Genomic DNA, 18,981 nt, shown 5'->3' with positions numbered 1-18,981 from the left:
GGGAGATCCGCTAGAGTTCTCCCCGCTACGCCCCCGTAGCCCAATCGGCAGAGGCAGCGGACTCAAAATCCGTCCAGTGTGCGTTCGAGTCGCACCGGGGGCACGGACTTCGGGCGAGGTATGTCTGCGGAGAGCGCAGACCGTACCTCGCCCGTGGTGTTTTCTGGGGGCCGAGCCCCCAGACCCCCAGCCGGGGGCTGCGCCCCCGGACCCCCCTTCGGCCGTCGCTTCGCTCGGCCGGCCGGTTGGGCCGTTTGGGGGCGGTGGTCATTCCACATTGGAATCAATGGAATCGCTATGCTGGCCGCGAAACCGGGGTTCTGGGGGGTTCGCCTTGCGTGTGAAGTTGAGAGCGTTTTGCCTTGCTGCGGTTGTGGGCGTGGGGGCGATTGCTGGGGCTGGGGGTGCTGCGGCTGCTGATGTTTCGTGTGGGGCGGTTGCTCGCGTCTTCACCGTGCAGGCTGATGGTGATCTGTGGTTGTACGAGCATGCGGCGCCTGGCACTGGGGGCTTTGCTTGGGCTGGGGCTCGGCAGATTGGGTGGGGCTGGGGCGGTAAGACGTTTGCTGGGGCTGATGGGCGTGTTTACAACATCACTGTCGGTGGTGAGCTTCGCTTGCTGCGGTATCGCGGTGGTGGGTGGGACACGTTCGGTGGTGGTCAGTACCGGACTATTGGGTGGGGCTGGCAGAAGTTTGTCGAGGCCGCTCACCGGGGCAAGATCACCGTGGATGCCGATGGGGCGATTTACACGCTTGAGGGCGATCAGCTGCGGTGGTGGCGGTATGACGACGTGGCTGGTGCGTGGGCTCCTGGTAGTGGGCGGGTGCTGGACGTTGGGTGGGGTCGGTTCGACCTGATTGCTGCCAGCGGCAGTGGTGGGCTGCAGGCGCGGGATGCCGTGGGTGCCTTGCATCGGTTCCGGTATCACGTTGCGAGCGAGCGGTTTGTCGCGTACGACGTTGTTTCTGCGGTCGACTGGCGTGGTGGCGGCTCGTTGTTCTCGCCTGGTGGCGACGTCTACTACTCCGTGCGGCCTGACAGCGGTGAGCTTCGGTGGAACCGGTTCACCGAGGGTGCCGGCTGGCAGAGCACCACCGGTTCGGTGGTTGGTACGGGCTGGGGGACTGACGTTGACGTCACCGCTACTACGACCGACTGCTCGACTGCCCTTCCCGGGCCGGTGATCGAAGGGTCTTTTGGTGATCCCACTGGTGTGCCGTACGCCGTGGAACCGGCGTCCGGTGGCCGGTACGTGGTGGGCACGAACGATCAGCACACCATTGTCAGCGACTGGTACGACCCCGTCAGCCTGACCTGGCAGCGCACCAATTTGGCCGGGGCCCACACGGGTATCAGGCCTCCGGTGGTCGACGATGCTGCTGGCACAGCGACGATCGGTGCGCTGTGGGGCGGCAACGTGGAGCTGATCACGCTGCGCGCGGGTACGTGGGAGGCGCCGATCTCGTTGCGTGGCGCCATGAGCAGCACTCCGGCTCTCGTGCGGCGTGCTGACGGCACGTTGGCGGTTTACGCGATCGCTCCGGCCGGCAACGAAGTCGGCCACCTCTACGTTCGCGAGCAGCTGTCCAACGGGGACTTCCTTGCCTGGCGCAGGTTCGGCGACCCAGCCGCGGACTACAACTCCGTCACCGCGATCGCCCGCGGCGACGAGACGACGGTGCTGGCCAACGCGTACGGCGGCGAGCCGCACGTCTTCCGGCACTCGCCGGGAGCGCGCCCGGTGGCGGCGGGCGAGCTCCGCGGCACCGGTCTTGTCGGGCCGCTGACGCTCGTTCAGGACAGCACCGGCGCCCTCCTCGTGTTCGGTGCACTGCGCAACGGCGAGAGCAACATGATCGTGCACGTGCGGCGGGAGAAGGCCGACCGCACCGGCTTCGAGGACTTGTGGCAGTCGCTCGGCCCGTTCGGCACGCGCAACGCCTGGGACGAGCCGGTGGCCGCGCGGTTGCTGCCGAACGGCACCGTGGCGCTGTCGGTGCCGGCGGACGGCAAGCCGTTCGTCACCACCTCGAAGGGGCCGGGCAGCACCGAGTTCCACCCGTGGGCGCCGGTCGAGGTCCCGCAGGGCATGTGGTTCAGCGACCCGACGGCGCTGAGCGTGAGCAGGGCCGGCGAGGTGCAGATCACGGCGGAGTCCGCGGGCAACCGCAGGCACCTGTTCACCGCGCCGGTACCGGCCGACCCGGCGACACCGCTGCGGTTCACCGGCGGCCCGCTGTACCCGTTCTGACAGTTGATCATCTCCTGGGGGAGGTACCCATGAAGAAGAAGTTGAGACCGCTCGTCCTGACCGCCGCGCTGGCGGCGAGCGTGGCCACCGCGGTGACTGTCGGCGCGGGCACCGCGGCCGCCGCGCAGTGCGGTCCCGTCGCGAACATCTTCACCATGCAGGCGGATGGCGACCTGTGGCTCTACCAGCACGGGGATCCGGCCGGCGGCTCGTTCAGCTGGGCCGGCGCCAAGCAGGTCGGCTGGGGCTGGGGCGGCAAGACGTTCGCGGGTCCGAACGGCTGGCTGTTCAACATCACCACGGGTGGCGAGCTGCGTCGGCTGCGCTACAACGGCAGCGGCTGGGACACCCAGCCGGGCGGCGGCCAGTACGAGACCATCGGCTGGGGCTGGCAGAAGTTCGTCGAGTCCGCGAACCGCGGCAAGATCACGGTCGACGCGGACGGGTCGTTCTACACGCTCGAAGGCGACCAGCTGCGCTGGTGGAACTACAACCACGGGATGCGGGCGTGGGAGCCCGGCAGCGGGCGCGTGCTCGACACCGGCTGGGGCCAGTTCAGGATGATCGCCGCCAGTGGCCAGGGCGGTCTCAAGGCGAGCGACAGCACCTACGTGCTGCACCACTTCCGTTACGACCGCGTGAGCGAGCGCTTTGTCCGCTACGAGACCGAGCACAGGTTCACCTGGCAGGCGAGCACCAAGCTGTTCTCCGCCGGTGGCGACGTGTTCTACACCGTGCGGCCCAACAGCGGTGAGCTGATGTGGAACAGCTACTCGGAGAACTCGGACGACGGCTGGAAGATCACCGTGGGCCGGGAGGTCGGCCACGGCTGGGGCACTGACATCGACATCACGGCGACAACGAACGACTGCAGGCAGGACGACTACTGGCTGCCGCGCAACCCCGTGGTCGAGGACCAGGGCGACATGCCGATCGCGTACGTGAGCCCGAGCGGCGCCGCGCACCTGGTGCGGGTGACGCCGGACAACAGGCTCACCGACCTGCGCGACAGCGGGCTCGGCCACTGGGTCTTCCACCCGTTCAGCGGTGAGTTCAGCGGCATCTCGAACGTGGTGCCCGGCCCTTCCGCCGGGACCGAGACCTTCGGCACCACCCGGTTCGTGACGGGTGACGTCGAGGTGAACACGCTGGGCGCCAACGGCCAGTGGCAGGGCTTCCAGTCGCTGAAGGGTGCGATGAGGACGGCTCCCGCGTTGGTCCGGCGGCCGGACGGCACGCTGGTCGCCTACGCGATGGGCGACCACGGTTCGGGAGAGGGCCACCTCCACTACCGCGAGCAGTTGCCGAACGGCGACTTCCTGCCGTGGAAGCAGTTCGGGCGCGGGCTTTTCGTCGGCACACCGAGCGTCATCAGCCGAGGCGACCAGGTGACGATCGTCGGACGGCGGACCGACAACACGAACGTGGTGTTCCGCACCCAGGCCGATGGGGTGCCGCGTGAGATCAGCCAGCTGCCGCACTTCGTGGGTACGAAGCCGAAGCTCGTTCAGACCGCGCAGGGTCGTCTCATGGTCGTCGACGTCGGCCCGCGGTTCGGTGAAGGTGCCGGTCTCGGTGCCTTCGTGATCCACGAGCTGGCCGACCGCAGCCGTTTCGAGGACACCGAGAGCTTCCTGCCGGACCTGCCAGGCACGCCCGACTCGGAGAGCAGGCAGCTCGACGCGATGGTGCTGCCGAACGGGGCGCTCGCCGTGTCGCTGACGGCCAACGGCGGCGAGGTCTACGTGACCACGTCGAAGGGCGCGGCGGACAGCGCCGAGTTCCACCCGTGGCAGCAGGTGAGCGCCGAGGGCCTCGGCGTCGAGTTCACCGAGCCGACCAGCATGCGGATCGACGTCGGGATCCTGTCCGTGGCGGCGGTCACGAGCGGTGGCTCGTACTACCTGTTCGGCGCCTCGGTCCCGCAGGACCCGGCCACCCCGCTGTCGTTCAACGGCAGGCAGGTGGCCTGAAGGACTGATGCGGGATTGTCAGACCGGCTTCGTATGCTGGTCCCGACAGTCCGGTCAGACCTGGGGGCTCCACTGTGAACAGAAGACTGAGATCGCTCTGCCTCGCCGCGGCCACGCTCGCGACGACCGTCACCGCCGTGACCGTCGTCGCGAGCACCGCCGCCGCGGCGGATACGACGTGCAAACCGGCCGCGAACATCTTCACGATGCAGGCGGACGGCGACCTGTGGGTCTACCCGCACGCGGGCCCGGCCAACGGCTCGTTCAGCTGGGGAGCCGCCAAGCAGGTCGGCTGGGGCTGGGGCGGTAAGACGTTCGCCGGCCCGAACGGCTGGCTGTTCAACATCACCACCGGTGGTGAGCTGCGGCGACTGCGGTACAACGGCAGCGGCTGGGACACGTTCCCCGGCGGCGGCCAGTACGAGACCTTCGGGTGGGGCTGGCAGAAGTACGTCGAGTCGGCGAACCGCAGCAAGATCACGGTGGACGCCGACGGGTCGTTCTACACGCTCGAGGGTGACCAGCTGCGCTGGTGGCACTACGAGCAGGACACGCGCCAGTGGGCGCCGGGCAGCGGCCGCGTGCTCGACACCGGCTGGAGCCGGTTCGACGTGATCGCCGCGAGCGGCAACGGTGGCCTGCAGGCGCGGGACAGCGCCGGCACGTTGCACCGGTTCCGCTACCACCGCGCCACCGAGCGGTTCGTGGCCCACGACATGCTCCCGTCGACCACGTGGCAGGGCCAGACCAGGCTGTTCTCCGCGGGTGGTGACGTCTACTACGCGGTGCGACCCGACACCGGGCAGCTGCTGTGGAACCGGTACGACGAGTACGTCGACAACGGCGCCTGGCAGACCAGCGGTGGCAACGTGATCGGCACCGGCTGGGGTACCGACGTCGACATCACGGCGACCACGAACGACTGCTCGGTGTCCGGCCTCAGGACACCTGCCTACCCGCACGTCAGCGACGACAACGCCGTCGCGCCCAGGGTCATCACGCCCGCGTCGGGTGGCACGCACCTGGTGGACATCAACTCCGGCAACGAGGTCATCGACACCTACTCGACCGAGTCCGGCTGGACGAGCCGCGTCGTCGGAGGCAGGTACAGCGGTGTCTCCTCTCCGGCACTCGACGACGACGCCGGTACCGCGGTCGTCGGCGTGACCGAGTTCGAGACGGGCGACGTCAAGCTCATCACCCTGCGGGACGGCCAGTGGCAGGCGCAGTCCCTCAAGGGTGGGATGGAGTTCACGCCGGCCGTCGTGCGCAGGTCCGACGGCACCCACGTCGTGTACGCCACGGGTGACAAGAACAACGGTCCGGAACGGCGTGGCAGGGCCTACTTCCGCCAGCAGCTGACCAGCGGCGAGTTCCTCGCGTGGCGCCCCTTCGGTGACCCGCGCACGGGATACTTCGCCACGCCGTCGGTGATCAGCCGCGGCGACGAGACGACGATCGTCCTCTCCACCACGGGCCTGAAGGAGTGGTTCCGGCACTCGCCGGGCACCGCCCCCGTGCACAAGGGCAGGCTGAACAGCAACACGACCCAGGTCGTGCTGACCGGCGACGGACAGGACGGCATCCTCGCCGTCGGCTACTTCCACGCGGACGGGAAGAACCAGATCGGCCTGCTCCGCGAGAAGGCCGACCGGTCGGGGTTCGAGGAGACCTGGGAGCCCGTCGGCGGCGGAATGCCGACAGGCGCCGTGTACGAACCGATCGACGCCCAGTTGCTGCCGAACGGCTCTGTGGCCGTGTCGGCGCTCGTCGACTCCAACCAGTTGGTGGTGTCGACTTCGTCGGTCGTGGGAGGCCGCGAATTCCTCCCGTGGAAGAGGGTCACGCCGGAGGGGTACCCGCACACCTTCTACGTGGAGCCGGGCCTCGGCCTGACGCGGTCGGGAGATGTCGCGCTCGCCGCGATGGACTCCAACAACGCCCACCACCTGTGGACCGCGTCGGTGACCCCTGATCCGGCGGCGCCGCTGCAGTTCACCGGCGGCAAGCTCGGCTGATTCGAGGTGTGACAACGCCCCGGCACCTCGACGGTGCCGGGGCGCTGCTCGTTCGAGCTCAGACAGAACGCTTTCGAGCGCGCAGGACGTAGGCGTCCAAAGGCAAGGCGGTGGTGGCGGTCAGCTCAAAACCCGCGTCCTCCAGCAGGGTGCGGTAGTGGGACTCGGTCCTTTCACGACCGCCCACGTTGCAGAGCATGTGGACGTCCCACGGCACGGCCAGCGAGTCGGTGGTGGGCTCCTCCGGCAGAAGCCGTTCCACCACCAGCAGTTCGGCGTGGGCCGGCATCGCGGCGGCGCAGGTGGTGAGGATGGCGCGGCACTGCTCGTCGTCCCAGTCGTGCAGGACGCGGGACAGGACGTAGAAGTCGCCGACCGCGGGCACGGCCTGGGTGAAGTCGCCGGGAACCAGGGTGCAGCGGGCGGCGAGCGGGGCCAGCGTGGACTCGGCCACGGCCGGGCGTGGGGGCGTTCCAGCAGGATGCCGTGCAGGGCGGGGTTGGCCGTCAGGATGCGGGCGAGCAGTTCGCCCTTGCCGCCGGCGATGTCCACGACGGTGCGGGCCGCCGAGAAGTCGATGACGCGGACCAGTTCGGTGAACACGGAGTTGCTCGCGGCCATGGACTGGTGGAAGAGCGAGGCCAGATCCGGGTTGGCGGCCATGTGGTCGAAGTGGTGCGCGCCGAAGACCTTCCGGTACGACTCCTCGCCGGTGCGAACGGCGGCGGGGAGCGCGGCGAACGACTGGTAGAACGGGCCGCCGTACATCAGGGCCAGGGGGCGCAGGGAGCCGTCGACGTCCGAGCGCAGGAGTTCGCCCAGCTCGGTCAGCACGTGGCCGGTGGCCGTGGTGCGGACCAGGCCGAGGGTGGCCAGGTAGCGCAGGAGCCTGCCGAGGCTGTCCTGGTCGGCTCCGGTGGCGGCGGCGAGGCCCGGCAGGTCGGGCGTGGTCGCGAGGTGGTCCGCCAGGTGCAGTTCGGCGGCGGTGGCGATGGCCTGCGTGGCCCAGGCACCGGTCATGAGCCGCAGGAGGTGGGTGCCCGCTGCCGACTCGCGCTGGTGCTGGGCGAGCAGTCCAGTGAACCGGCCCGCGCAGATCAACTCGAGGCGGTGGAACTCCGGCAGGTGGTGGTGGGCGTCGCGGAAGTAGAGCACCGTGGCGTTCTCGTGGCTGTTGTAGCCGCCGCCGTCCGGGCGCATGTCGGTGGCCAGTGCGGTGCGTAGTCCATTGAGGACGATCGGGTCGGCGTCCGGCACGGCCAGGGCGATGTGGTTCTCCCGGCCGTGCCGGCGTTCGTCGTCGGCGATGTGGGCGAGCTCCGGGGGAGTGGCCATGGCGAAGATCTCCACCTCGCACGCCCGGCCGGAGAGGTCGGTGACCGGTGCGCGCAGGATGCGGACGTCCAGCGCGTCGGAGGGCACGCCGTAGCGGACGCTCAACCGGTTCCGCACGACCACACTCGGTGTCATCGCACCGGTTTCGACGCCGTGGTGCGCGAGTTCCTCCCGCAACGCGTCGAACGTGCTCGGGAAGATGAGGACCGCGGCGTGCGAGAAGCAGGTGTGGCCGGCCAGTGCGGTGAGGTGGGTGCCGTCCAGCGACGGAAGTGCGGTCGCCAGCACGGATTCGGTGTCGTTGGCGCCGATGAGCGCCATCACCGCGGTGAGACGGGCAACGTCCTCCCGGGCGAGCACGGGGACGATCGTTGCGGTCATTGCCACTCCAGTTGGTCAGATGCCGACGTAGTGTTCGGCGAAGAGATCTTGTTGAGCGCGGCAGTCGCGCAGGTTGTCCAGCCGGGTGCGGTGCAGTGCGCGGTGGAAGTCCGCTTCCTGGCCGGTGCCGGAGGGGCCGTGCAGCAGGTTGATCATCCAGTGGGAGAACTCCTGCGCACGCCAGATGCGCGGCAGGCACGTGCGGGAGTACGCGTTGAGAGCGCTCTCGTCGTCGCGGACGAGTGCGTCGGTGAACGCGCGGGCGAGGACTTCCGCCTGCAGGATCGCGAGGTTGGCGCCCTTCGCGGCGGACGGGCTGATCAGGCTGGCCGCGTCACCCGCGAGGAACAGGCGTTCGTGCTGCATCGGATCGACGACGTCGGACCGCAGCCGGACGATCCGCCGCTCGGTGATGCGTCCCTCCTTCAGCTGGCCGAACGTATCGGCACGCATGCGCAGGGCCAGTTCGGACCAGATGCGGTCGTCCTGCCAGCCGGCGGGGTCGTCGTTCGCCGGGACCTGGAGGTAGTAGCGCGTCACGTGCGGGCTGCGCGCCATGTGCCCGGCGAAACCGTTGCGGTGCACGGCATAGGTGACGGCCGACATGCTCTGCGGCGCCTCCGCGAGGACCGCCAGCCAGGCAATGCCGTGGTCGCGGCCGCAGCGGGTCACCAGGCCGGCCGGCAGCGCCGTGCGCGTCACGCCGTTGCTGCCGTCGCACCCGGCGATGAACCGCCCGCTGACCTCGCCGGTCCCGGTCGAGTCCTGGTAGCGCACGGTCGCCGAAGCGGTGCCGATGCCGGTGACGGTGGCACCGAACCGCAGGTCGCCGCCACGTTCCAGGTACGCGGCGATGAGGTCGGTGACCAGGTTCTGCTGCGGGTAGACCGTGTGCACCTCGCTGCGGCCCAGCGTCGAGTAGTCGAGCTCGAACTGGCTGTCCCCGTACCGGAACGCGCACGTGCCGTGCGACTGTCCGTTGTGGAGCATGCCGGCGCCGAGGCCGTGCTCGGTCAGCACCTTGGCGCTGTGCGCGCCCAGGAAACCGGCCCTGGCCCTGGTCTGGACGTGCTCGCGGCTGCCGCGCTCCAGGACGACGGTGCTGATTCCGGCTTCCTGCAACAGGTTTGCCAGAACTAAGCCCGCCGGGCCCGCGCCCACGACGAGGACGGCAGCGTTTTTGATCATGGTCGAGAGCTAACAGGCGGGGGACGGATGTCGTCCAGCTGGCGTGCTCCCTGACGAGATCAATCACCCAGAAGGATTGGCCTTGACGTTCGAACGTGGCAAGATAAATTAGTAATTAACGATTAATTGATCACGTGAGGATGAAACGTGCAGGTCACAAGGGCTGTGCCGCTGCACGTCGAGGCGGACCACTCCCTCGGCGGGCGCTGGACCTCGCTGCGTGCCGGAGGCCGGGAGTGGCTGTGGCACCGCGCTGACCCGGCTCGGGCGCACGTGTCGGCGGGCGTTCCGTTCGTGGATGCCGGTGGGCTGGAAGAGTGCGTACCGACCGTGCGCGGCACGCCGGACCACGGTGATGTGTGGAGCAGGCCGTGGCACGAAGACTCCGGCTGGTGGGCGGTGCAGTGCCCGGACTTCGTGTTTCGCCGGCGGATCGGCGAGGACGACGGCGCTGTTCTCGTGGACTACGAGCTGACCGCCGAGCCCGGCTACCGCTTCGTGTGGGCGGCGCACGCGCTTCTCGACGTCGGCCAGGACGCGCGGCTCGTCGCTCCGCCCGGCACACCCGTGCTGCTCACCGATCCGGAGCCGGTGCTGCGGGAGTGGCCTGCGGGGCTGGACGCGCTCGGCCCGGACGACGGCACGGCGGGCGGCGCGGTGCTCGACCGCGGGCAGATCCGGGTGGTGGACGGAGATCACTGGCTCGACCTGAGCGTCGAGTGCGCGGGCCAGCCGGTGTCGATCGCGTTGTGGCGCAACCTGCGCGGGTGGCCGGAGGGCGATCCGTACCGCAGCGTCGGTGTCGAACCGATGCTCGGCGCCACCTTCGACCGCGCGGACACCACGCGTCCTGTCGCGGTCGTGCCCGCTGGAGGAACCGTCCGGTGGCGGATGAGGATCGCGGGAGGAACGGCATGACCGACGTGCTGACGCTGGGCGAGACGATGGGGGCGTTCCGCGTCGCCGGTCCGTTCCGGCTCGGTGGTGCGGCGGAGCTCACCGTCGCCGGTGCCGAGTCCAACGTCGCCATCGGCCTCGCCCGGCTGGGGCACGCGGTGCGGTGGGCCGGCGTCACGGGAGTGGACGAGATCGGCTCGCTCGTCCGGCGGACGCTCCTCGCAGAGCAGGTGGACCTCAGCGCGCGCACCACGCCGGCCGCGACGGGCCTGATCCTCTTCGAACCACGCACCGCGGACATCACCCGAGTTCTCTACTACCGCAGCGGATCCGCCGGCTCACAACTGTCCACAGAGGACGTGCGACGGGCGTTCGACGTGAGCGTGCCGAAGATCGTGCACGTCACCGGCATCACGTGCGCGTTGAGCGAGACCGCGCTGGACGCCGTCACCGAGGCGATCCGCCTCGGCCGCGAAGCGGGCAGCACGGTGAGCTTCGACATCAACTTCCGCGCCAAGCTGTGGTCCGCGGAACAGGCGGGCGAGGTCATCCGGCCACTGCTCAAGCAGGTGGACGTGCTGATCGCGTCCGACGACGAACTGCCGATCGCGGGCGACCACCAGGTACCTGAGGTGGTCGTCAAACACGGCTCGGACGGCGCCACCGTGAGAGTCGACGGCAGCGAGTGGTCCGCGCCCGCACACGTGGTCACCGCCGTCGACACGACCGGTGCGGGCGACGCGTTCGTCGCGGGCTACCTCTCCGGCCTGCTCGACGCCCTCGATCCGGCCGGCCGGCTGCGGCGCGGCACCACCGTCGCGGCGTTCGCCGTCGCGACCCCCGGCGACTGGCAGGGCCTGCCCACCAGAACCGACCTCGACCTGCTGGACCTGCAACCAGGGAGCACCATCCGATGACATTGACGCAGTGGAACTTCGAGCAGCTCGAACTGGGCGAAGGCGCCCGCTGGATCGGCGACCGGCTCGTCGTGGTCGACCTGCTCGCGGGCCGCGTGCTGGCTACCGGTGGCGCCGTGCCCGGGCCGTTCCAGGAACTCGCGAAGCTGCCGGTGCCCGTCGGTGCCGTCGCACCCGTCCAGGGCAGCGACCGGCTGATGGCCGCGATGGGGACAGGCGCGGGCATTCTTGGTGGTGCCCAGGACGAAACCTTCGCAGGCGAGGGCATGCGGGTGAACGACGCCGTGGCCGACCCCGGCGGCCGGTTCTGGGTGACGACGATGGCGTACGACACGGAGCCCGGAACCGGGGCGCTGCACCGCATCGGCTCGCCCTCACCCGTCCTCAAAGGACTGACGATCCCGAACGGCCCGGCGTTCTCCGCCGACGGCAGGCTGATGTACCTCGCGGACAGCGCCCGCGGTGTCGTGCACCGGTTCGACGTCTACGACGGCGAGCTCGGCGGGCGCCGCGTCTTCGTGCACACCCCGCACCACACGCCGGACGGGATGACCACCGACGTGGCCGGCAACGTGTGGATCGCGTTCTGGGGCGGCTCGATCGTGCGCCGCTACCGCCCGGACGGCCGGCTCGACCGCGAGATCCGCCTGCCCGCCCAGCAACCCACCAGCGTCTGCCTCGGCGGTCCGGATCTGAACCGGCTGTTCATCACCACCGCCAAGTACGGCCTGCGCCGCCCGACGTTGCACGACGGCGCGTTGTTCGCCACCGATGTCGACATCCCCGGCCGGCCCGCGAACGCTTACGTGCCTGCTGACAGCTGATCTGCCCTCAGCAGAGAAAGCGGCGGACACAGCTGGCCGATAGGCATCGTCGGTGGCATGACGAACAACGAGAGGCTGTTCAGCCCTGGGCTGAGGGAGCGGTTCTTCGGTCAGCGAGTGCTGATCCTCGACGGCGCGCTCGACGACGACAACGGCACGGTGCTCGCCACCCAGATGCTGTCGCTGGCGAGCGACGATCCACGGCAGGACATCGCGTTGTGGATCCACTCGCCGGGCGGCTCGGTGCCCGCGATGCTGGCCATTCGCGACGTGATGCGGCTCGTGCCGTGCGACGTGGCGACGCTCGCGCTGGGACTGGCGTGCAGCGCGGGGCAGTTCCTGCTTTCCGCGGGCACCAAGGGAAAGCGGTTCGCCCTGCCGCACGCGCGCATCCTGATGCACCAGGGTTCGGCCGGCATCGGCGGCTCCGCGGTCGAGGTGGAGGTGCAGGCGGACGACCTGCGGCACACCAGGGACACCGTGCTCGGGCTCATCGCGGAGGACACCGGGCAGCCGTTCGACCGGATCTTCACCGACTCGCTGCACGACCGCTGGTTCACCACCGGTCAGGCGCTCGAGTACGGGTTCATCGACCACGTCGTCAGCGATCTCGGCCAGGTCGTGCCCGTGCGCACGCACAAGCTGGGTCTGCACTCAGGAGCCGTCGCATGAGCGCCTACACCATTCCCAACGTCATCACGCGGGACGCGCGTGGCGAGCGGATCATGGACGTCTACTCGCACCTGCTGTCCGAGCGGATCGTCTACCTCGGCACCGGGATCGACTCCGGGGTCGCCAACGCGTTGATCGCCCAGCTGTTCCACCTGGAGGCGGACAACCCGGACCTGGAGATCAACCTCTACATCAACTGCGAGGGCGGAGACCCGTCCGCGATGCTCGCGCTCTACGACACCATGACCTACATCAAGGCGCCGGTGGCGACGACGTGCGTCGGCCAGGCCGTGGCCGCCGGTGCGGTGTTGCTGGCGGCAGGTGCGGAGGGACGGCGTTCGGTGCTGCCCCACAGCAGGGTCGTGCTGCACCAACCGGCGGCGCAGGGGCGTGGCACCATCCCGGACCTCATCCTCGCGGCGGACGAGGTGGTGCGGGTGCGCACCCAGCTGGAGGAGATCCTCGCCAAGCACACCGGCCGGGGCACGGCGGAACTGCGCCACGACACCGACCGGGATCGCGTGTTCGACGCGTCCGGTGCCGTCGAGTACGGGCTGGCCGACCAGGTGCTCGACCAGCGTCCTTAGGCCGTGTCCTAAGCGATCATGAGCGAGGCCATGGCCACGGGACCCGACGGCCTGCCCGTGGGACGTGCGGTGTGGAAGTGGCGAACCTGGCCGGCGATGCCGATCAGCAGGTCGGCCAGGTCGACGCCCAGCGCACCGGTGACCGCGGCGATCATCTCGCTCGACGGCTCCTTGCGGCCGCGTTCGATCTCGGACAGGTACTGCACCGAGATGCCGGCCCGCTCGGCGATGTCGACCAGGCGCTCACCCCTGGCCTCTCTGGCCTCGCGCAGCTTCCAGCCCAGCACCTCACGCCACAACGGCTCGGGTGCGCGGTTGCGGTTGAAGTCCAGGATCTCCGCCATCTCGTCATGGTGACATCGGCGACGCCCAGGCCAGAGGCCGTTCTGCTAGGAGCAGAAAGACGGCCCTAAATCGGCCCAAAGGTGGCGGAAAGACCGCTGAGCAGGCTGTTCCCCGCAAGGCAACACCAACCCAAGGGGAGAATCAGCAATGAGAATGCTCATCGGTCTGGGCGCCGCCACCCTCGCCGCGGTCGCCATGCCGGCCGTCGCGCACGCCGCACCGCACACCACGGTGTACGTGTCGGGCCATGTGCTCATCGTCGAGGCCGAGGCAGGCAAGACGAACAACATCACCGTCGGGCTCGACACGGTGAACCACCGGCTCACCGTCACCGACTCCGGTGACCTGCTGGCCGTCGGTGCCGGCTGCACGCTCGGCGGCGCGAACGCCAACTGCGTCTACGAGTCCGGCGCCACGAAGCTGATCACGTCGATCCAGGTCAGGGCGAACGACCTCAACGACCGGATCAACATCGCCTACGACAACACCAACGCCGACGCGATGCCCGCCTACGCGTACGGCGAGGCCGGCAACGACGTGATCGAGACCCGCGCCAAGGGCTCGATCAGCGGCGGCGACGGCGTCGACCAGCTGCGGCCGAAGCGCGGCGGCGTGTCGGTGTACGGCGGCCCCGGCATCGACCGCGTCGACTACAGCGTCGGCAGCTCGCTGCACCCGAACTCGGGTGTCTCGGTGACCATGAGCTCCGGCACCGACGACGGCTACGACACGCTGGCGCTGAAGGACTACGTCTCGAGCGACGTGGAGAACCTGACCGGCACCAACTTCGTCGACCACCTGGTCGGCAACGCGTCGGCCAACAGCATCTCGGCGCTCAACGGCAACGACCTCATCTGGGGCGCGGCCGGCAACGACACGCTCAACGGCGGCCTCGGTGTGGACACGTGCCTCGACGCGGAGGACGGCGACGTCCTGGTCAGCTGCCCCTGACCTTAAGACCGCTTTAAGCGAGCGCGGCATCCTTCGGGTCCGCGGGCTGACCAGGCCCGCGGACCCGAAGGGGGATGGACGTGAAGGTGATGAGCACGGCTCTGCTCGTGCTGAGCTTGACCAGCCAGGGCACCGCGAACGCGGCCGCGGACGACGACGTGGTGCAGGTGGACGCCACCAGCGCCTCGACGTCGGTGTCGGCCAAGGCCGTGACGGTCAACTGCCCGAGTGGCACCAAGGTCGTCGGCACCGGCGGTTCGGTGACCGGTGAGCGGACGACGATCACGCGGGTGCGGCCCAGCGGGGATCTGTCGTCCGTGGAGGTCGCCGCGGTCGAGCACGGTGCGGGGACCGTGTTGCCGTGGACGGTGAGCGTGTGGGCGCGCTGTGCGGCCGGCGAGTTCACCCTGGTCGCCAAGAGCGGCACCAGGAACGCCGAGGCGACCTGCCCCGACACCCAGAAGTCGCTCGGTGTCGCGGGGGAGATCGCCGGTGCCGACGGCGGGCACTTCACCAGGATGTCGCCCAAGACCAACCTCAAGGGCGGCGTGGTCGAGACGTCCGGCAACGCGGACGTGACGGCCTACGCGATCTGCGGCACCAGGCCCGGGTTGGTGGTCCGCGGCGGTACGACGTCGATCATGATGACCAAGACCGGCACGAAAGCCGTTGCCTGTCAGGGCGGCGAGCAGGTCGTCAGCGCCGGCGGTGCGGTCGGCGGCGCGATCATCGACGACGTGCAGCCGGTCGGCGCCGGCGCGTCCGTCACCGGTGAGGCGACGGACGCTCAGGGGCAGGCCATCCGCTGGTCGATCACGCCCTACGTCGTGTGTTCCCAATAAAAGGACGCGGGTCGACCTCGATCTCCCGCATCCGCGTGACGTAGGTCTGGTAACACCTCCGAGCCTCGCCGTGACTACCTCCGGCGGCGAGGACGCGCACCAGCATCAGGTGCGCAGGCTCGTCGTACGGGTCGCGTTCCAGTACGCGCAGGCAGTACCTGCTCGCCAGCGCGAACTCCCCACCGGACTCGGCCCGTGCGGCGAGCACCGCCACCACCTGCAGGTAGATCAACCGTGCTTCCTCGCGCAGCCGTCCCGCCCAGTCCTCGTACGGGTCCTCCTCCAGGAAGTCGCCGTGGTAGGCCGACTCGGCGGCCGCGAGAAGGGACTGCGCCTCGGACGAGTTCCGTTGCGCCGCAGCGAGTCCGGCCCGTGCGTCGGCGAGGAACGCGACGACGTCGACCGGCAGCACCTCCGGGTCGAGCCGGATCGCGTCACCTTCGGCGATGATCCCGGTGCCCGCCTTCAGCACGCTGCGCGCCGTGGACAACGCCACCGCCAGCCGGTTCGCGACCCGTTCCGGCTCCTCGTCCGGCCAGAGCAGGTTTCCCAGCCCCTCCCGGGTGATCGGCCGTCCGCGCCGGGCGATGAGGATCTTCACCAGATCCCTGGCCTTGCGCGACTGCCACGCGGCGGGCGGCAGCGGATCACCGTCGCGCAGCACCCGGAACCCGCCCAGCGTCTGGATGAACAACGCCGGCCTGCTCTCCTTGCGGCACGTCTCGGCCACCGCCGCGGCGGCCTCCGCGTGCACCCGCGCACCGAGATCCGCGGCCTGCTGCCGTGCCTCACCGGCGAGTTGCTCACCCGCGGCGCCACCGATCAGCATCGCCTGCGCCGTGCGCACCCGGATCTCGCCGAGCGGGTTGCCGATCTCGCGCCACAACGTCAGCGCCTGGTCGAGCAGCACCGAGTCGCGTTCCAGAACTCCCCGCAGCCGCAACGACCGCGCGAACCCGGCCCGGTCACCGCGCCGGGTCGCGATCTCCGCCGCCTCCTGGCACATGTCCTTGTCGTGGTCGAGCCATCCCAGCACAAGCAGCGCCGCCACGCTCTCACCCAGATCCAACGCCTTGCGGGCGTGCTCGCGGGCCAGATCGGGGTCGTCGTCGGAGAACAGCTCGGCCAGCCCCACGTGCGCGAGGATCAGGTGTGGCACGGTGTTCTTGGCCGACGCGAGCCGCAAAGCCTCGTGCAGCGCGAATCCCGCGAGCGCCCGATCGCCTCGGAGCCGGTGCACCTCGCCGAGGTAGACGAGCGGTGCCGCGGCGAGCCAGCTCCCGGCCTGGTCGAAGACCTTCTGGGCCGCGTGGAAGTCGGCTGCCGCCTCGTCCAACCTGCCGAGCCCGAGCAACGCCTCGCCGCGGTTGTGCAGGCCGATCGCCCGGTACGTCGCGAAACCGGTGATGTCCGCCAGCGGCAGCATCTCCTCGATCTCCTGCAACGCCGTGCGGTGCTCGCCCGCCTCGACGTGGTGCGACGCCCGGTTCGACCGGATGCGGATGACGCCGAGCACGTCGCCGGCCTTCTGCGCGTGGTCGAGCGCGATGTCGTAGTGCTCGGTCAGCTCGTCGCGCTTTCCTTGTGCCGCAGCGACCATCGCGAGCACGGTGTGCGCAGTGCCGATCGCGCAGTCCGTGGTCGCCGTGGCGAGCGCCTCGGTCGCCTTCCGCTCGGCGGCTTCGAGGTTCCCCAACGCCCAGTGCGCGCTGGCGGCCGTGCTCGCCAGCATCGACTCCGCCGTCGGGTCGTCGCCGGTCGCCACGTACTCGTCGCAGATCTTCAACGCGTCCTGCGGACCGCCGCGCAGGTGCTGGATCCACGCCATGCGCCACGCGAGCTCCGCGGTCAGTCCGTCCGTCGTGGCCTGAGTGAAGCGGTCCGCCGCCAGCCGCCACTCACCACGCAGCTGGTGCGCGATCCCTTCGAGCTGCCACACCTCGGCCGTGCGCCGATCCTCCGGCACCCGCTGCGTCGCCGCGAGCACGGCGTCCGCACCCTTGGTCCGCAGCACGTCGCCGAGCAACGCCGTGACGCCGGGCCAATCCTCCAGCGCGGCAAGGGAATCCACCGCGCGCACGTACTCACCCCGTTCGGTGAACCAGCGTGCCGCGCCAGTGTGGACGTCGGCCGCCGGCTCCAGGAACTCCCGTGCCAGCGGCACGAGCGCGAACCAGCCCGGTTCCGCCCGGACGTGCTCGACGAACAGCCCGCGCCGCGCGAGGTCGGGCAGAATGGCCGCCGCCGAGGCGTGCCCGAGTGATGTCAGCAGATCGGCCGTGAATCGATCGAACGCCGCGGCCGCCCTGAGCAGCTGACGCGTCTGTTCCGGTTCTCTGCCAACGACTTCGTCCACGAGGTCGGCGAGTTCCTCGACCGTGCCCGTCTCGGCGACCAGCCGCACGGCGATCGGCCATCCGCCGGTGACGTCGTGCACATCACGACCGGCGACCTCGGTGGTCTCCTCGGCGGTGAAGGCCAGTGCAGCCGCGTTGATCTCAGTCAGCTCCCCGTCAACCTTGAGTCGCCGCAACGAGAACGGCGGTGGCGTGCGGCCGGACAGCACGAGTCGCGCGGACGGCGGCAGCTGGAGGCAGAGCGCCTCCAGCAGCTGTGCGGCCGAATCTCCCTGTCTCAGCACATGTATGTCGTCCAGTACGACCAGCACGTCTTCCGGCCACGCGTCGGCCAGGAGTCCGGCGATGGCGTGAGCCCGGCCGGACTCGTCCTCACCGGACACCGCCGGAACGCTGGTCCAGTTGGCTGCCAAGGCGTTGGCCATCGGCTGCAACAGCCGTTGACCTTCCTGGCAGGTGTGCCACACGACCGGACGGTCGATGTCCGCTTGTGTCAGCAGAGTTGTTTTGCCGTAACCGGCGGGCGCGACGAGCGTGGTGAGTCTCGTCGTGCGGAGCAGCCCCTCGAGACGGGGGCGCCGGATCACTGGTGTCCTCCCACGCCCCAAGATCGTGGTTCCGCACTTTGCGTTACACCGCGCAGTTCAGCTCAAGGCACCGACCACAGGACACGGCACTTGTGGACCGTTCTGGGCGAGATCGAGCAACGCCAGCCGCACCCGTTCGAGATCACGCACGCGGTCCTCGATCTCGGCGACCTTCTCCGCGATCACACCGTCCACCGAGGCCAGGTCGAGCGGTGCCGACGACAGCACCAGGATCTGCTCGACCTCGGCGAGGGTGAAGCCGAGCAGTTGAGCCCGCCGGATGAACCGCAGTCGTTTCAACGCCTCGGCGTCGTACTCGCGGTAGCCGCCGTGGGTTCGTGCCGTGGGCACCACCAGCCCACGGCGTTCGTAGAACCGCACCGTGCTGATGCCGACCCCGGCGGACCGGGCGAGTTCGGAGATGCGCACCACCAGAAACTACCTGCGGTCCAGGATCAGTGCCCGCAGTTGCACAACAGCCCAGGCCACCTCCAGCGCCAGGAACCCGATCAGGGCCGGCGTCCCGTCGTTCAGCAACGCCCACGTGAACCAGAGGCTGAACGCCGCCCGGCCCGCGGTGTCGGCGGCGATGAGCAACGGCTCCGGGCGCAGCCACCGCACGATCGACCACATCACCACCACGGTGCCGAACAGGGTTGCCAGCATCAACGACGGCGTACCTGAGACGGATGAGCCGATCAGGTCCAGCATCCAGCCCGCCGTCCACGGCGTGAGGAACGCGATGCTCGCCACCAGGTCGTACGCCGCACCTGCCCGGCCCCAGCGCGCCACGGCCGACTGCTTCGAAGTCTCGATCATCATGCCGCCCACCCTGAACCCTGCACCTTGGTGC

The 18,981-nt window shown here is 69.5% G+C and carries 16 protein-coding genes, 1 tRNA gene and 1 pseudogene; 11 read left to right on the top strand and 7 right to left on the bottom strand.

Going from position 1 to position 18,981, the window contains the following annotated elements; all coding sequences use genetic code 11:
* Positions 1–29: 29 nt before the first annotated feature.
* From ACIA8G_RS41750 to ACIA8G_RS41735, 4 genes are all read left to right on the top strand, one after another.
* Positions 30–103, top strand: a tRNA-Leu gene (locus ACIA8G_RS41750).
* A 183-nt stretch (positions 104–286) separates the two neighbouring features.
* Positions 287–2,254, top strand: a complete 1,968-nt coding sequence (locus ACIA8G_RS41745) for a tachylectin-related carbohydrate-binding protein (RefSeq protein WP_396424356.1) — start codon at positions 287–289, stop codon at positions 2,252–2,254.
* Positions 2,255–2,283: 29 nt separating this feature from the next.
* Positions 2,284–4,227, top strand: a complete 1,944-nt coding sequence (locus ACIA8G_RS41740; protein WP_396424355.1) for a hypothetical protein — start codon at positions 2,284–2,286, stop codon at positions 4,225–4,227.
* Between the two features lie 74 nt (positions 4,228–4,301).
* Positions 4,302–6,245: a tachylectin-related carbohydrate-binding protein gene (locus tag ACIA8G_RS41735; protein WP_396424354.1), complete on the top strand. Its 1,944-nt coding sequence runs from the start codon at positions 4,302–4,304 to the stop codon at positions 6,243–6,245.
* A gap of 58 nt (positions 6,246–6,303) precedes the next feature.
* Here ACIA8G_RS41735 and ACIA8G_RS41730 read toward each other — a convergent pair whose 3' ends face one another.
* From ACIA8G_RS41730 to ACIA8G_RS41720, 3 genes and pseudogenes are all read right to left on the bottom strand, one after another.
* Positions 6,304–6,630, bottom strand: coding sequence for a methyltransferase (locus ACIA8G_RS41730; RefSeq protein ID WP_396424353.1), 327 nt, complete (start codon positions 6,628–6,630; stop codon positions 6,304–6,306).
* 89 nt (positions 6,631–6,719) lie between these two features.
* Positions 6,720–7,013: pseudogene (locus tag ACIA8G_RS41725) on the bottom strand (methyltransferase); the annotation flags it as partial.
* Positions 7,014–7,976: 963 nt separating this feature from the next.
* Complete coding sequence (locus ACIA8G_RS41720) at positions 7,977–9,149, bottom strand: 4-hydroxybenzoate 3-monooxygenase (protein WP_396424352.1); 1,173 nt, start codon at positions 9,147–9,149, stop codon at positions 7,977–7,979.
* 147 nt (positions 9,150–9,296) lie between these two features.
* Between ACIA8G_RS41720 and ACIA8G_RS41715 the strand changes: the two genes are divergently transcribed.
* The 5 genes from ACIA8G_RS41715 to ACIA8G_RS41695 are packed head-to-tail and all read left to right on the top strand — an operon-like array spanning position 9,297 to position 13,046.
* A complete protein-coding gene (locus tag ACIA8G_RS41715) occupies positions 9,297–10,067 on the top strand; it encodes a hypothetical protein (protein ID WP_396424351.1) in 771 nt (256 codons plus the stop codon).
* Positions 10,064–10,963, top strand: a complete 900-nt coding sequence (locus tag ACIA8G_RS41710) for a sugar kinase (RefSeq protein ID WP_396424350.1) — start codon at positions 10,064–10,066, stop codon at positions 10,961–10,963. The genes ACIA8G_RS41715 and ACIA8G_RS41710 overlap by 4 nt, the downstream gene beginning before the upstream one ends.
* A complete protein-coding gene (locus ACIA8G_RS41705; protein ID WP_396424349.1) occupies positions 10,960–11,787 on the top strand; it encodes an SMP-30/gluconolactonase/LRE family protein in 828 nt (275 codons plus the stop codon). The genes ACIA8G_RS41710 and ACIA8G_RS41705 overlap by 4 nt, the downstream gene beginning before the upstream one ends.
* A gap of 57 nt (positions 11,788–11,844) precedes the next feature.
* Entirely contained in the window at positions 11,845–12,459 is a 615-nt protein-coding gene (locus tag ACIA8G_RS41700) for a ClpP family protease (RefSeq protein WP_396424348.1), read from the top strand.
* Positions 12,456–13,046: a ClpP family protease gene (locus ACIA8G_RS41695; RefSeq protein WP_396424347.1), complete on the top strand. Its 591-nt coding sequence runs from the start codon at positions 12,456–12,458 to the stop codon at positions 13,044–13,046. The genes ACIA8G_RS41700 and ACIA8G_RS41695 overlap by 4 nt, the downstream gene beginning before the upstream one ends.
* An 8-nt stretch (positions 13,047–13,054) precedes the next feature.
* Here the strand turns inward: ACIA8G_RS41695 and ACIA8G_RS41690 are convergent, their stop codons facing one another.
* Positions 13,055–13,390: a helix-turn-helix domain-containing protein gene (locus ACIA8G_RS41690; protein ID WP_396424346.1), complete on the bottom strand. Its 336-nt coding sequence runs from the start codon at positions 13,388–13,390 to the stop codon at positions 13,055–13,057.
* Positions 13,391–13,538: 148 nt separating this feature from the next.
* Between ACIA8G_RS41690 and ACIA8G_RS41685 the strand changes: the two genes are divergently transcribed.
* Positions 13,539–14,342 carry a hypothetical protein gene (locus ACIA8G_RS41685; protein WP_396424345.1) on the top strand — a complete coding sequence of 268 codons (804 nt, stop codon included), beginning with the start codon at positions 13,539–13,541 and terminating at the stop codon, positions 14,340–14,342.
* Positions 14,343–14,431: 89 nt separating this feature from the next.
* Complete coding sequence (locus ACIA8G_RS41680; protein WP_396424344.1) at positions 14,432–15,184, top strand: hypothetical protein; 753 nt, start codon at positions 14,432–14,434, stop codon at positions 15,182–15,184.
* Here the strand turns inward: ACIA8G_RS41680 and ACIA8G_RS41675 are convergent.
* The 3 genes from ACIA8G_RS41675 to ACIA8G_RS41665 are packed head-to-tail and all read right to left on the bottom strand — an operon-like array spanning position 15,156 to position 18,950.
* A complete protein-coding gene (locus tag ACIA8G_RS41675) occupies positions 15,156–18,128 on the bottom strand; it encodes a BTAD domain-containing putative transcriptional regulator (RefSeq protein ID WP_396424343.1) in 2,973 nt (990 codons plus the stop codon). The two genes, ACIA8G_RS41680 and ACIA8G_RS41675, sit on opposite strands and share 29 nt — an antisense overlap.
* A gap of 57 nt (positions 18,129–18,185) precedes the next feature.
* Positions 18,186–18,557, bottom strand: a complete 372-nt coding sequence (locus ACIA8G_RS41670; RefSeq protein ID WP_396424342.1) for a MerR family transcriptional regulator — start codon at positions 18,555–18,557, stop codon at positions 18,186–18,188.
* A 9-nt stretch (positions 18,558–18,566) separates the two neighbouring features.
* Entirely contained in the window at positions 18,567–18,950 is a 384-nt protein-coding gene (locus ACIA8G_RS41665) for a hypothetical protein (protein WP_396424341.1), read from the bottom strand.
* Positions 18,951–18,981 lie beyond the last annotated feature (31 nt).

The sequence above is a fragment of the Lentzea sp. NPDC051213 genome (assembly GCF_044455585.1).
GTDB lineage: Bacteria > Actinomycetota > Actinomycetes > Mycobacteriales > Pseudonocardiaceae > Lentzea.
Note: the sequence above shows the minus strand (reverse complement) of the source record. Positions and strands in the feature narration are given on the sequence as shown.